The organism is Micromonospora sp. NPDC047793 (genome assembly GCF_040642635.1).
Lineage (GTDB): Bacteria > Actinomycetota > Actinomycetes > Mycobacteriales > Micromonosporaceae > Micromonospora.
Window position 1 is genome coordinate 172,710 of sequence record NZ_JBEYSG010000009.1, and the last position, 13,548, is coordinate 186,257.

The 13,548-nt window shown below is 72.6% G+C and carries 13 protein-coding genes and 1 pseudogene; 11 read left to right on the top strand and 3 right to left on the bottom strand.

Annotated features, from left to right (window positions below; translation table 11 throughout):
- Positions 1-36 precede the first annotated feature (36 nt).
- The 7 genes and pseudogenes from ABZ738_RS19700 to ABZ738_RS19730 all read left to right on the top strand — a co-directional run bounded on the left by ABZ738_RS19700 (position 37) and on the right by ABZ738_RS19730 (position 5,762).
- Positions 37-183, top strand: a complete 147-nt coding sequence (locus tag ABZ738_RS19700; RefSeq protein ID WP_357215050.1) for a hypothetical protein — start codon at positions 37-39, stop codon at positions 181-183.
- Between the two features lie 58 nt (positions 184-241).
- Positions 242-409: pseudogene (locus ABZ738_RS19705) on the top strand (MerR family transcriptional regulator); the annotation flags it as partial.
- 126 nt (positions 410-535) lie between these two features.
- On the top strand, positions 536-994 hold the full coding sequence (locus ABZ738_RS19710) for a hypothetical protein (protein WP_357215053.1): 459 nt from the start codon (positions 536-538) through the stop codon (positions 992-994).
- A 143-nt stretch (positions 995-1,137) separates the two neighbouring features.
- Positions 1,138-2,253: a MerR family transcriptional regulator gene (locus tag ABZ738_RS19715; RefSeq protein ID WP_357215055.1), complete on the top strand. Its 1,116-nt coding sequence runs from the start codon at positions 1,138-1,140 to the stop codon at positions 2,251-2,253.
- Between the two features lie 73 nt (positions 2,254-2,326).
- Positions 2,327-2,710, top strand: coding sequence for a metalloregulator ArsR/SmtB family transcription factor (locus ABZ738_RS19720; RefSeq protein WP_357215058.1), 384 nt, complete (start codon positions 2,327-2,329; stop codon positions 2,708-2,710).
- Positions 2,707-3,183 (top strand): SRPBCC family protein, encoded by a 477-nt coding sequence (locus tag ABZ738_RS19725; protein WP_176093657.1) that lies wholly within the window; start codon positions 2,707-2,709, stop codon positions 3,181-3,183. Before ABZ738_RS19720 ends, ABZ738_RS19725 begins: the two co-directional genes overlap by 4 nt.
- A gap of 152 nt (positions 3,184-3,335) precedes the next feature.
- Positions 3,336-5,762, top strand: a complete 2,427-nt coding sequence (locus tag ABZ738_RS19730) for a tetratricopeptide repeat protein (RefSeq protein ID WP_357215060.1) — start codon at positions 3,336-3,338, stop codon at positions 5,760-5,762.
- 51 nt (positions 5,763-5,813) lie between these two features.
- Here the strand turns inward: ABZ738_RS19730 and ABZ738_RS19735 are convergent, their stop codons facing one another.
- Positions 5,814-6,638 (bottom strand): trypsin-like serine protease, encoded by an 825-nt coding sequence (locus tag ABZ738_RS19735; protein WP_357215063.1) that lies wholly within the window; start codon positions 6,636-6,638, stop codon positions 5,814-5,816.
- A 208-nt stretch (positions 6,639-6,846) separates the two neighbouring features.
- Between ABZ738_RS19735 and ABZ738_RS19740 the strand changes: the two genes are divergently transcribed.
- From ABZ738_RS19740 to ABZ738_RS19750, 3 genes are read left to right on the top strand one after another with little or no spacing between them, the layout of a single operon-like run.
- Entirely contained in the window at positions 6,847-7,623 is a 777-nt protein-coding gene (locus ABZ738_RS19740) for a (Fe-S)-binding protein (protein ID WP_357215066.1), read from the top strand.
- A gap of 17 nt (positions 7,624-7,640) precedes the next feature.
- Positions 7,641-9,050 (top strand): lactate utilization protein B, encoded by a 1,410-nt coding sequence (locus ABZ738_RS19745; RefSeq protein WP_357215239.1) that lies wholly within the window; start codon positions 7,641-7,643, stop codon positions 9,048-9,050.
- On the top strand, positions 9,032-9,643 hold the full coding sequence (locus tag ABZ738_RS19750; protein WP_357215069.1) for an LUD domain-containing protein: 612 nt from the start codon (positions 9,032-9,034) through the stop codon (positions 9,641-9,643). The genes ABZ738_RS19745 and ABZ738_RS19750 overlap by 19 nt, the downstream gene beginning before the upstream one ends.
- A gap of 28 nt (positions 9,644-9,671) precedes the next feature.
- Here the strand turns inward: ABZ738_RS19750 and ABZ738_RS19755 are convergent, their stop codons facing one another.
- Positions 9,672-10,847: a low temperature requirement protein A gene (locus tag ABZ738_RS19755; RefSeq protein WP_357215072.1), complete on the bottom strand. Its 1,176-nt coding sequence runs from the start codon at positions 10,845-10,847 to the stop codon at positions 9,672-9,674.
- Between the two features lie 333 nt (positions 10,848-11,180).
- Between ABZ738_RS19755 and ABZ738_RS19760 the strand changes: the two genes are divergently transcribed.
- Positions 11,181-11,957, top strand: coding sequence for a hypothetical protein (locus ABZ738_RS19760; protein WP_176093663.1), 777 nt, complete (start codon positions 11,181-11,183; stop codon positions 11,955-11,957).
- A gap of 43 nt (positions 11,958-12,000) precedes the next feature.
- Here ABZ738_RS19760 and ABZ738_RS19765 read toward each other — a convergent pair whose 3' ends face one another.
- On the bottom strand, positions 12,001-13,449 hold the full coding sequence (locus ABZ738_RS19765; protein ID WP_176093664.1) for an aldehyde dehydrogenase family protein: 1,449 nt from the start codon (positions 13,447-13,449) through the stop codon (positions 12,001-12,003).
- Positions 13,450-13,548 lie beyond the last annotated feature (99 nt).

Genomic DNA, 13,548 nt, shown 5'->3' on the forward strand with positions numbered 1-13,548 from the left:
CGCGAAGGATTGATACTCTTCGAGGAAATCGAGCTCGTGCTGCTCGTCATGGAGGTCATCATGCGCCTGCGCCGCACGGTCGTGTCCCTCATCCTGCTGGCCGCCGCCGGGGTGGTCGCCGCCCTCGGTGTCGACCAGGCCCAGGAGATCTCGCACCTGGCGGGATTCACCTGGTCCAACTGACCCGACGACACCTGCTCGCGATCATGGAGTGCGAACGATCGCGAGCAGGTGCGGGATGACGCCGGAGCAGCATCTGCGGGTCAGCGGCGCGCAGTTGTACGAGTCCATCGGGTCCGCGTACCCGGCGACGCGCCGCACCGAGCCACGCATCGCCGCGCGGGTCTGGGAAGCGCTCGGTGACGCCCGCGCGGTGCTGAACGTCGGGGCGGGCACCGGCTCGTACGAGTACATCCTGTCCACCGAGGTACCTGCGGCGACCGCCGTGCTGGGCGTCTCGCTCCAGACCTCGTGACCGGGCGGCGGCGTGGCGGACGGGAGCGCCCGCCACGCCGGCGCACGCGAAGGACGGGAGATGAGAGTGGCAATCCGGATCGCCGTCATCGTCGGCGCTCTCGGCAACCTGTTGGCGGTCCTGGTGCTGCCGTGGGCGGGCTACGGCAGCATCGACATTCCGCTGCACCGATTCCCGGGCTGGTTCGTCCACCTCGCCGCCGTCATCGTCCTGTACGGCGCGGCGCTGGGGGCACTGCTTCGGCCCCCCGCACGCCGACCCCTCGCGGTCAGCGCGGCGGCTGGACTTGTCGCGGCCGGCTCTGCCGTCGCCATCGCCATCCGCTACGACGACGCGAGCAGCTTCTTCGACGGGACGGTTCCTGCGGTCATGCCCGCGCTCGGGTCGGGTGGTCCGGTCGCCGTCCTGGCCGTACTCGTCAGTGTCACCGCGCTCGCAGTCCTGGCGGCACGGACGAGGGGCACGCCGACTCGAACCATCGGTCGGCCCGGTGTCCCGACACCGTCGCACGACAGCTAGCCCGACGACACCGACCCGCCGACGTACTCGGTTGCCGTCACTCCGATCCCGCACAGCCGTTCGCCCGAGGCGAGGCGCTCGCGGCGGCCACCGACCCAGTAGCCCTTGCACCTCACGTGACGTCATGCCGCATCGTCGACGAGGTGACCGAGTACCTGACCGTGGGACGCGTGGCGAGTATGGCCGGCGTGAGCGTGCGGACGCTGCACCACTACGACGAGATCGGCCTGCTGCGACCGGTCGCCCGGACCGGCGCCGGCCATCGGGCCTACTCCGCGAGCGACGTGGAACGACTGCGGGAGGTGCTCGCCTACCGGCGGCTGGGCTTCGGCCTGCGGGAGATCGCCGCGCTGGTCGACGATCCGACCAGCGACGCGGTGGCCCATCTGCACCGACTGCGTGGCCTGCTGCTGGCACAACGGGACCGGGCCATCGCCACGGTCACCGCCATTGACAGGGAACTGGAGGCCCGGGCGATGGGCATCAGCATGACGCCGGAGCAGCATCTGCGGGTCAGCGGCGCGCAGTTGTACGAGTCCATCGGGTCCGCGTACCCGGCGACGCGCCGCACCGAGCCACGCATCGCCGCGCGGGTCTGGGAAGCGCTCGGTGACGCCCGTACGGTGCTGAACGTCGGGGCGGGCACCGGCTCGTACGAGCCCGCCGATCGTGAGGTCACCGCAGTGGAACCCGCGGCGACCATGAGGGCGCAACGTCCCGTGGACGCGGCACCGTGCGTGGCTGCCAGCGCGGAGAACCTGCCCTTCGAGGACGGGGCGTTCGACGCCGCGCTGGCCTTCAGCACCGTCCACCACTGGCACGACCCGATCGCCGGGCTACGCGAGATGCGGCGGGTGGCCCGTCGTGTCGTGGTGTTCACGCACGACGCCAGTGACACCGGCTGGCGTCAGCGGTTCTGGCTCAGCCGGGACTACCTCCCCGAGGTCGCCGGCCTGGTGGTCGGCCGCCCCTCGGTGGACGAGCTGGCCCGCGCGATCGGGGCCCGCATGGAGCCGGTGCTCGTCCCGTGGGACTGTGCCGACGGCTTCTTCGAGGCGTACTGGCGCCGGCCCGAGGCGTACCTGGAGGAGCAGGTCCGCCGCGCGGTGTCGGTGTGGGCCCGGGTCGGGCCGGCGGCCGAGCAGCGGGCCGTGCGCGCCCTCCGACAGGACCTCTCCTCCGGCCGGTGGGCCGACCGCAACCGGGAGCTCACCGACCTTGACGCGGCCGAACTGGGCCTGCGACTCCTCGTGGCCTGAAGCTCAGCATCGAACCTGGGATCAGCTCAGGCGAGAGTGGTCTAAAGCGTAACCTATGGGTTACGCTTTAGTCGTGGACGAGGTGGCGGCGGCGATCGCCGATCCGGTGCGTCGGGAGATCCTGCTGATGCTGCGCGACGAGTCGCTCTCGGCCGGGCAGATCGCCGACCGGTTCGTGATCAGCCGGCCGGCCGTCAGTCGGCACCTGCGTGTGCTGCGGGAAGCCGGCCTGGTGCGCGACACGGCCGACGGGCGGCGGCGGGTCTACACCCTGACCACCGCGCCCCTGGACGAACTGGTCGGGTGGTTGGGACGGCTGATGCGCCCGTCCCGGTGGCAGCAGCACCTCGACGCGTTGGAGACCGAGGTCTACCGCACCCGCCGCGAACGGCGCCCCGCCACCGAGCGGGGCACCATCACCACCGAACGGCATCCATCGACGAAGGAGACGGCGTGACACCGACACCGACCGGCCGACTGTTCGGCGACGACCTCGTGCTGACCCGCACGTTCCGCGCACCCGTCGCCGACGTCTGGGCGAGCCTCACCGAGTCACCACGGACGGCGCGCTGGTTCGGCCCGTGGCAGGGCGACGCGGCACCGGGGCGGACGATCAAGGTCCAGATGGCGTACGAGGAGGACGAGCCCTGGATGGACGTGACCATCGAGGCGTGCGAACCGCCGAGCCGGCTCACGGTCTCCGCGGTGGACGAGTACGGCAGTTGGCACCTGGACATGACGCTCGTCGAGAGCGCGGGCGTGACCGAGCTGCGGTTCACCCACCACCTGACCGGCACGGAGCACGCCGGCGAGGTCGGGCCGGGGTGGGAGTACTACCTCGACGCCCTGGTCGCCGCGCACACCGGTCAGCCGAGGCCGAACTTCGACGACTACTACCCGGCGATGAAGGAGCACTTCGAGGCGCAGTGACAGGCGTATCCAGCGCCCGCTGCCTCGCTCTGCCAGGACACGTTTTCCCGAGATGTCGCGACATCAGTGGATTCGCCGACCCGCGACGGGAGCGAGTGGGTCGACAATCCTCTATGGATTGGCGATCGCGTCCGGCTGGGGAGGGGTGCGGGATGAGCGGACCGGCTGGGGAGGCGCAGGCGGCTCTGGCCCGGTTCGTCGACGACCTCAGGCGCCTGCGGCAACACTGCGGGTCCCCGTCGCTGAACACCCTGGTGGCCGTGTCGACGGCGCTGGGATCAGCGCTGGCCCGCTCCACGCTCAGCGACAAGCTCAACGCGAAGTCGTTGCCCGAGTGGCCGTTCGTCGTCTCCTACGTGACCGCCTGCCTGGCCCACGCCGCGCAGACCGGCCGCCCGGTGCCGACGGAGATGGCGGAGCTGAGCCGCTGGGACGCGGCGCACTGGCGACTGTTGCGCGCCGTCGACGCCGGCCGTGCGGAGGACCGGCTCCGGGCCGCCGCCCACGCGCAGCTCGCCCGGCGTGCTGAGGACACCGCCCCGCACGTGACGCCGCCGGTGACACCCCGGCAGCTTCCGGCGGCCGTACCCGTGTTCGTGGGGCGGCGTACGGTGCTCGCCGGGCTGGCGATGTTGCTGGCACGTCAGCACGGCGCGCCGGGCACCGTTCCGGTCGCGCTGATCAGCGGTACGGCCGGCGTCGGCAAGACCGCGCTGGCACTGCACTGGGCACATCGGGTCGCCGACCGCTTTCCCGACGGGCAGCTCTACGTCGACCTGCGCGGGTTCGACCCGGACGGGCCGGTACCGGAACCGGCGGAGGTGCTGCGGGAGTTCCTGGAGGCGTGCGGCGTGTCCGCGCCGCGGATCCCGGCGGGACTGTCCGGCCGCTCCGGACTGTTCCGCAGCCTGCTGGCCGACCGGCAGGTGCTCGTGCTGCTCGACAACGCCCGGGACGCCGCGCAGGTGCGTCCACTGCTGCCCAACTCGCCCGGGTGCCTGGTGCTGGTGACCAGCCGCAACCAACTGCCGGGACTGGTGGGCATCGAGGCCGCCCAACCGTTCGTCCTCGCACCGCTGACGCCGCCGGAGGCGTACGAGCTGCTCGTCGCGCGGCTCGGTCCGCAGCGTGTGTCCGGCGAGCCGCAGGCGGCGGCGCGGATCGTCGGCGCGGCGTCCGGACTGCCGCTCGCGTTGGCCATCGTGGCGGGACGGGCCGCCACCCGGACCGGGCTCAGCCTCGGTCGCCTCGCCGACGAGCTGACCGAGCCGGGGCGCCTCGACGGATTCACCGGCGGCGACCGGACGCTCGACATCCGGGCGGTCTTCTCCTGGTCGTACCGGAGTCTCGACGCGACCACGGCGTGGGCGTTCCGCCTGCTGGGGCTGCACCCCGGGCCGGAGGCCACCGTCGCGGCGCTGGCCAGTCTCACCGGCGTGCCCGCCGCGCAGGCGGGACGGGCACTGACGGCCCTCGTCGAGGCGAACCTGGTCGCCGAAGCACGGCCCGGCCGGTACGTCCTGCACGACCTGTTGCGCGCCTACGCGGCCGAGCAGGCGGCCACACACGACCCCGATCCGGTACGCCGGGAGGCCCTCGGCCGTCTCCTCGACCACTACCTGCACACCGCGTACGCCGCCGCGCTGCTCCTGTACGACCATCGTGACCCGATCGACCTCGTCCCGGCACGCGTCGGGGCGGTGGTCGATCCGCCCGCCGACCGTGCCGGGGCGTGGCACTGGCTCGTCCGGGAACATCGGGTGCTGCTCACGCTCGTCGCTCTCGCCGCACAGGCCCGCTTCGACACGCACGCCTGGCAGCTCGCCTGGACCCTGAACACCTATCTCGACCGCATCGGCGCCTGGCCGGAGCAACTGGTCGTGCAGGAGGTGGCGTTGGCCGCCGCAGCACGGGTGGACGACCGGGACGGCCAGGCCCGCGCCCACCGTAACCGGGCCGTGGCCTGCCTACGGCGGGAGGACCACGAGCAGGCCCGGTCCCACCTGGACACCTCGTTGGCGCTCTACGCCGGTCTCGGTGACGCCGTCGGCAGCGCCCGGGTGCATCTGAACCTCGGCATCCTTGCTGAACGTCAGGGACGGTTGCGGGACGCCCTCGACCAGGCCCGGCGGGCGCTGGAACTGTTCATCGGGGCGGGAAACGTCGGCGGCCGGGCCAACGCGCTGAACAACATCGGCTGGTACCACAGCCAGCTCGGCGAATACCCGCAGGCGTTGGCGCACTGCCAGCAGGCGTTGGCGCTGCAACAGCGGGTCGGCAACCGGTACTGGCAGGCGCACACCTGGGACAGCCTCGGCTTCGTGCACTACCGGCTGGACCGGCAGCCGCAGGCGATCCGGTGCTATCACCAGGCGCTAGTGCTGTGGCGGGAGTCGGCGGAACGCTACTTCGAGGCGACCACGTTGACCCACCTGGGCGACAGTCACCGCGCGGCCGGCGAGCCGGACTTGGCCCGTACCGCCTGGTGTGGGGCGCTGGAGATCCTGGAGCAACTCGACCACGCGGACGCCGCGCAGGTCCGGGCGCGGTTGACCGCCGCGCCGGCCCGGTCGGCCTGACCGGGCCGGGGCGGACTCGGGAACGGCCGCCCCGGCCGGAGTGGGCAGGAGTCACCGCCACTGCGCGAGGTTGGCCACGGCCTGCTGGGTGAGCCGGGTGGCGACGCTGTAGGCCACGCCGGGGCCGACCCCGTCCGGGCCGCTGGTCAGGATCCCCAGCGCGGTGCGGGCGAGCGGGCACGGGCAGGGCGGCTTCGGCCAGGGGAAGTCCAGTCGCGGCGGCAGCGGGCACCAGTCCTCCGGGTCGGGGGTGTAGGCGACGGGGCTGCCGTCCTGCCCGCCGCCGAAGCTGTGCGACGTGTAGAGCTGCGTCGAGGTCTCGTAGCGGATGCGGTCGACGCTGGTCCACTGTCCGGGCCGGTCCGCCGGATACCCGTGCGTCGTGGTGCACGAGCCGGTCAGCGGCTGGGTGGTGTAACCGAGGTCGTACCAGCCGGTGACGTTGCCGATGCCGCAGTTGAGCTGCACCGCCCCGTAGTTGTAGGCCGGGTCGCTGCCGCCGGGGTGGGTGAACGAGCCGGTCCAGCCCTGTGGTGCGAAGAGCTGGGTCGCCGCGCAGGAGCCGAAGGGTGCGGTCGTCCCGTTGTGCCCCGGGTACGCGACGACGTTCGTCCGCCAACTGCCCCGGGAGCCTCCGGTGTGCACGCAGTGCCCGGCGGTCGCCACCGTTCGGGGGCTGATCATGAAGCCGCTGCACCGGCCGCCGGGGAACGTCAGCAGCACGGTGGCGCTGGCGGGATACGTCGTGGTCGACGTGACCGGCACCCGGATGTCCGGTCCGGAGCTCGTCGCGGCCGCCGCCGGTGCCGCCGCGAGGGCGGTGGACGCGAGCGCCACGGCGGCCAGGGCGACGAGCGCCCCACTTCTTCTCAGCATCGGTTCTCCTTCGTCGGGGGTGGTGTACGCCCACGGTGGCCCGACCGTCTGCTGTCCGGCCGGTTCCCGGACACCGGTGGCGGTCGGACGGTGGGGACCCGGCTGCGCGGCGGCGGCCGGTGCGGCAGACTCAACCGGATCGCGCCCCGCCGGTCTGACCGTGGCGGTGCGGCGGCACGGACGATCGCGGGGCGGGCGGAGGTGTGACGTGCGGATCGCGGTGTTCGTGACCTGCCTGGCGGACACGATGTTCCCCGAGGCGGCGAAGGCGACGGTGCGGTTGCTGGAGCGGCTCGGGCATGAGGTCGTCTTCCCCGAGGGGCAGACCTGCTGCGGGCAGATGCACGTCAACACCGGCTACCAGGGGCAGGCGTTGCCGTTGGTGCGCCGGTACGCGCGGGTGTTCGATCCGTACGACGTGATCGTGGCGCCGTCGGGGTCGTGTGTCGGGTCGGTACGCCACCAGCACGCGGTGGTGGCCCGGCGGGCCGGTGACGAGCGGCTGGCCTCGCGTGCCGAGTCAGTGGCCGGGCGCACGTACGAGCTGTCGGAGTTGCTGGTGGACGTGCTCGGGGTGACCGACGTCGGTGCGTACTATCCGCACCGGGTGACCTACCACCCGACGTGTCACTCGCTGCGGGTGCTGCGGGTGGGGGACCGGCCACTGCGGTTGCTGCGCGAGGTGCGGGGTCTGGACCTGGTCGAGTTGCCGGCGGCCGAGCAGTGCTGCGGGTTCGGCGGGACGTTCGCGGTGAAGAACGCGGACACGTCGACGGCCATGCTGGCGGACAAGATGCGGCACGTGCTCGCCACCGGCGCGGACGTCTGCACGGCGGGGGACGCGTCGTGCCTGATGCACATCGGCGGTGGGTTGTCCCGGCTGCGGACCGGGGTGCGCACCGTGCACCTGGCGGAGATCCTGGCCTCGACCGAGCCGGGCGGCGATACTCCTGACCAACGCGGCGAACTGGTGGTGAGGTCGTGAGCCGGACCATTCTCGGCATGCCGGCGACGGCACCGCAGGGTGTGGGGCAGTTGCGGGGTGCGGAACCCTTCCCGGACGGCGCGCGGAGGGCCCTGGCCGACCCGCAACTGCGCCGCAACCTCCGACACGCCACGGCGACGATCCGCGCGAAGTCCGCTGCGGTGATCGCCGAGGTGCCGGACTGGGAACAGTTGCGGGCGGCCGGTTCGGCGATCAAGGCCGACGTGTTGGCGCGGCTGCCGGAGTTGCTGGAGCAGGTGGAGGCACGGGTCACGGCGGCCGGGGGAGTGGTGCACTGGGCCGCCGACGCGACCGAGGCGAACAGCATCGTCACCGAGCTGGTCGCGGCCACCGGCAGCGACCGGGTGATCAAGGTCAAGTCGATGGCGACCCAGGAGATCGGCCTCAACGAGGCCCTGGAGTCCGCCGGGATCACCCCGGTGGAGACCGACCTGGCCGAGCTGATCGTGCAACTCGGCGACGACCGACCCAGCCACATCCTGGTGCCGGCGATCCACCGCAACCGGGCCGAGATCCGGGAGATCTTCCTGCGTGCCATGCCCGGGGTGGACCCGGCCCTGACCGACGAACCGGTGGTCCTGGCGGCGGCGGCCCGACGCTACCTGCGGCAGACGTTCCTCACCACGCCGGTGGCGGTGTCCGGGGCGAACTTCGCGGTGGCCGAGACCGGGACTCTGGCCGTGGTCGAGTCCGAGGGCAACGGGCGGATGTGTCTGACCCTGCCGGAGACGCTGATCACCGTGATGGGTGTGGAGAAGGTGGTGCCGACCTGGCGCGACCTGGAGGTGTTCCTGCAACTGTTGCCCCGGGCCTCGACCGGCGAGCGGATGAACCCCTACACCTCGATGTGGACGGGCGTGACCCCGGGCGACGGCCCGCAGGCGTTCCACCTGGTGCTGCTCGACAACGGGCGCAGCGCCGTCCTCGCCGACGAGGTGGGCCGGCAGGCGTTGCACTGCATCCGCTGCTCGGCCTGCCTGAACGTCTGCCCGGTGTACGAACGCACCGGCGGGCACGCCTACGGCTCGGTGTACCCGGGTCCGATCGGGGCGGTGCTCTCCCCGCAACTGACCGGGATCGCCGACAACGCCTCCCTGCCGTACGCCTCGACGCTCTGCGGCGCCTGCTACGACGCCTGTCCTGTGAAGATCAACATCCCGGATCTGCTGGTGCACCTCCGCGACCAGGCACCCCACCCGCGCGCCGAGGCGACCGCGATGGCCGCCGCCGCGTACACCATGGACCATCCCGCCCTGTACGCGGCCGCCCAGCGCGCCGCCCGGTCGAGCCGGGTGCTCGGTCGGCGCGGGCGGGGCCTGCCGCCGCCGCTGGACGGCTGGACCGCCAGCCGTGACCTGCCCGAGCCGCCCGCCGAGTCCTTCCGCGAATGGTGGTCGAAGCGGTGAGCGGCCGGGAGGTCGTCCTCGGTCGGCTGCGCGCCGCGATCGGCGAGAGCGGAGCCGGCATCCCGGTGCCGCGCGACTACCGGCGGGAGGGTGCAGTCGATCTGGACCTGCTGGTGGACCGGCTGACCGACTACCGGGCCCGGGTGCACCGGGTGCCCGAGACGACGGTCGCCGACACGATCGCCGACCTCCTGCCGGCCTCCGCGACGGTCGTCGTCCCACCGGGGCTGCCGTCGGCCTGGCTGCCCGCGACGGTGACCGTGCTGCCCGACGACGGGCTCGACAACGCCCGGATCGCCGCCGCGGACGGTGTCGTCACCGCCGCTGCCGTCGCCGTCGCCGAGACCGGCACCGTCGTCCTCGACGGCTCACCCGACCAGGGGCGACGTGTCCTCAGCCTCCTGCCGGACCTGCACATCTGCGTCGTCCGCGCCGCCCAGGTGGTCGCCGGGGTGCCGGCGGCGCTAGCCCGCCTCACCCCGCACCGCCCACTGACCTGGATCAGCGGACCCTCGGCCACCAGCGACATCGAACTCCACCGGGTCGAGGGCGTGCACGGCCCCCGGACGCTGCACGTCATCCTGCTGCCCTGAGGCGTGGCCCGGCCGCTGTCGCGGCGGGTCACAGCGGTGGCGCGGCCGGTACGGGGTTGCGGCGTCCGCCGAGTGCGACATCGAACAGGACGATCGCCAACAGGACCAGGTTGGCGCAGACCACCGCCAGCAGCGGGGTGAGTGCCAACGCGACCGGGGCGAGCACGCCGAGGAGCGCGATGCCGGCCAGCAACGGCCAGGCCACCCGGCCGAAGACCTCGTACTCGAAGCGGGTCCGACCGAGGAGGAAGACCGCCGGTCCGCCGACGACGACGGCGAGCAACTCCGGCCCGACCGTGCCGGCCGGCTCGGTGATGATCAGCTTCGCGCTGGCGGCGGCGGTCACCACCCCGCCGATCATCAGCAGGTGGGTGTAGGGCGCGGTCCGTGCGAACCGGCCCGGCTCCCGGGCCTTCTCGATGGCCTGGGTCAACTGTGCGGCGGCCCGGTGCACGTAGATCCGGAACAGCAGCGTGGCGCTGGCGAAGGCCACCACGATCGCCGCGGTCCGTTCGGCGGTGACCGGGTACGCGCTGTACGTCAGGCCGGCGACCAGGATGATGTCGCCCAGGGCGATGATGAAGAACTGGTGGTACCGCTCGGCCGTGTGTTCGGCGATCGGGTTGAACTGCGCCGCGCCGATCCGTCGTCGACCGGGGAACGGGTAACCGAACGCGAAGGCCAGGTAGTCGACGGCCGCCGCCCCACCCCACCACCACAGGCGCGCGTCGCTGTCGGCGAAGGCACCGGCGATCCACCCGACCGAGGAGATCCCGAACCACGCCCAGATCCGCACCGCCCGTCGGCGGGGCACCGGCTCGTGCAACGTCAGGAAGAAGAGGAATCCTCGTCCGAGGTGGCTGGCCACGTACGCCCCGGCGAAGATGCCCGCGCGGTCGCCGAACGCGGCCGGCAGGGCGGCGGCCATCATCAGCGCGCCGAACATGACGCCGACCGTCACCACCTGGATGACCCAGCTGTCCGGGTTGTAGAGGTCGGTGACCAGGGTGGTCAGCACCCACACCCACCAGACGGCGAGCAGCACGACGCCGGCCTCGGCGACGCCCCGCCAGGTCAGTTCGGCAACCAGGGTCTCGGACAGCAGCGCGAGCGCGACGACGAAGACGAGGTCGAAGAAGAGTTCCAGGAAGGTGGCCCGGCGCGGGGTGGCGGCACTGCGGAGCAGGCTGTTGACAGAGGTCATCGCGGTATCCGGCCGTCGGCCGGCACCGTCACCGCGGATTCCCCTTGCGTCTCCATATGGGCTATATCGTATGAATGTCCCGGCTGTCAGGTGCGCGGTCCGTCGAGTACGCGCCTCCTCCTCGCGCGAACCGTGCCGACTCGCGCCGACCGGGCCCAAAGGCCGGGCGCGGTCAGCAATGACATCCACCGTCTGCTATATATGGGAACGCTTCCACAGGCGGTCGACGGGCCCGTGTCCCACCGTCCCGCCTGGGCACCCGTGACGCACCGGAGGTCGGACGCCGGGTGCCCGGCGGCGGACCGCCGCAGTGGCGACCATCGGAGGACAGGCATGCGCACACTTCTCGCCGCGTTGACCGCCGCGCTGACGCTCGCCGTCACGGCCGGCAGCGTCCCGTCCGACGCCGCGAACGCCTCGCAACGCGGCTCCTGCACCCGGCACCTGCTGTTCTGCGAGGACTTCGAACGCCTGCCGCGCGGCGGTGCCAGCAGCCTGAACTGGGGCATCGACACCCGCAACGGCACGCTCACCGTGGAACGCACCCACCGGGGCAACCAGGTGCTGCACGTCCACACCGTCGACAACGGACGCGCCTTCCTGCGCGTCGACGACTTCGCCGCACCGGGCAACCGCTTCTACGGCCGGATGCGGCTGCGCGTGGACGCCTTCCCCACCGCCCCCGACTGGGCGCACTTCACCCTCGTGGAGGCCACCGGCAGCGGCAGCACCGAAGTCGTCCGGCCGGTCGGCGGCCAGTACGCCCCCACCGTCCCCGGCATCTTCTGGGGCGTCGGCGCCGACGGCGGTCCGACCGGCGACTGGACCAACTGGCGGGAGTCGGCTCCCGTGGTCGAGGACACCTGGCAGTGCTTCGAGTGGAAGATCGACCCGACCGACAACCGCGTCACGGTCTGGATCGACGGGGTGGCGAACCCGGAGCTGACCGCCTCCACCACCGAACACGGCGGCAACGACGTGCCGTTCATCCTGCCGACCGTCAACACCGTCAAGATCGGCTGGCAGCTCTACCAGGGCGGGACCACCCCGGGTGCGTTCGACCTCTGGATCGACGACATCGCCCTGGCCAGCCGCCGCCTCGGCTGCTGACCCACGCTGCCGGCCCCGGGGCTCCACCCGGCCCCGGGATCGGCTACCACTGCAACGTCTGGACCTCCGTGTACTCCAGCACCCCCTCCAGGCCGAACTCCCGGCCGATCCCGGAGCGCCCGAAACCGCCGAACGGCAACCGCACGTCCGGGGTCGCACCGTCGTTGACGCTCACCCGTCCGGCGCGCAGCCGCTCGGCCACCGCGACGGCCGCCACCCGGTCGGCGGACACCACCGCACCGGCCAACCCGTATGGTGAGTCGTTCGCCAGGGCCACCGCCTCCTCGTCGGTGTCGAACGGCATCACCACCGCGACCGGGCCGAAGATCTCCTGCCGGGCGACGGGGTCGTCGTTGCCGACACCGGTCAGGACCACGGGTTCGTGGAAGAAGCCACGGCCGTCGACGCCGACCGGTCCACCGTCGACGACCGCCCGGGCGCCCCGGGCGCGCGCCGCGCGGACCGCTGCGGACACCCGGTCCCGGTGCGCGGCACTGATCAACGGGCCCAGGGTCGTCCGCTCGTCGGCGGGGTCACCCGGTACGGCGGCGGAGAGCCGCTCCGCGAGCGCCGCCACGTAGTCGGCGACCACGGCGCGGTGCACCAGGTGACGGGTGAGCAACGCGCAGCCCTGACCGGCGAGCGTGGTCGTGTTCACGGCACCGATCCGGCTCGCCATCGCGAGGTCGGCGTCGGCCCTGACCACGAGCGCCGACTTGCCGCCGAGTTCCAGCACGACCCGGGTGACGTTGCGGGCGGCCTGGGCCATCACCTGCGCCCCCACCGTGTCCGAGCCGGTGAACGTCACCAGACCGACGCGGGGGTCACCGCTCAGCGCCGCGCCGACGTCGGCGCCACCGGTCACCACGTTCAGCACACCGGGCGGTATCCCGGCCTCGTCGGCGGCCTCGGCCAGGGCGAGGATCTCCAACGGCGTGTACGGCGACGGCTTCACCACCACCGTGTTGCCCATCGCCAGGGCTGCCGCGACCTTCGGCAGGGTCAGCAGCAACGGCGCGTTGTACGGGGTGAGCGCCGCGACCACCCCGACCGGCACCCGGCGCACCAGACTCGCCGTCGTCCGGGGTGGGCTACCGGCCGCACCGGGCGGCGGGGGCAGCATCCGGTCGTGTTCCCCGGTCGCGACCTCGATCGCGTACCCGAGGTGCGCCAGCGCGGCGGCCACGAACGCCGCCGACTGGCCCCGCGGCGCACCCGACTCGGCGACCGACAGTGCCACGTGGTGGTCGATCCGGTCGCTCAGCCTCCGCCGCAGTCGGCGCAGGGCGGCGGCACGGTCGGCCGCCAGCAGTCCGGACCAGCGACCGTCGTGGAACGCCCGGTGTGCGGCGGCCACCGCGTCGGCCGCGTCGGACACCGTGCCGACGGCCGTGGTGCCGATCACCGCCTCGGTCGCCGGGTTCACCACGTCCGCCGTGTCACCGTCGGAGGCCGCGCGCCAGCGGCCGTCGACGTACAGTCCCTGTCCCATCAGGCGACCATAGGGCCGGCCGGAGACCGTCGGCGGTCGCGCGGTGATGGGTAGTGCCTATCGAGCGATACGCGGTTCGTCTTTGTGCACCAGTGGTCC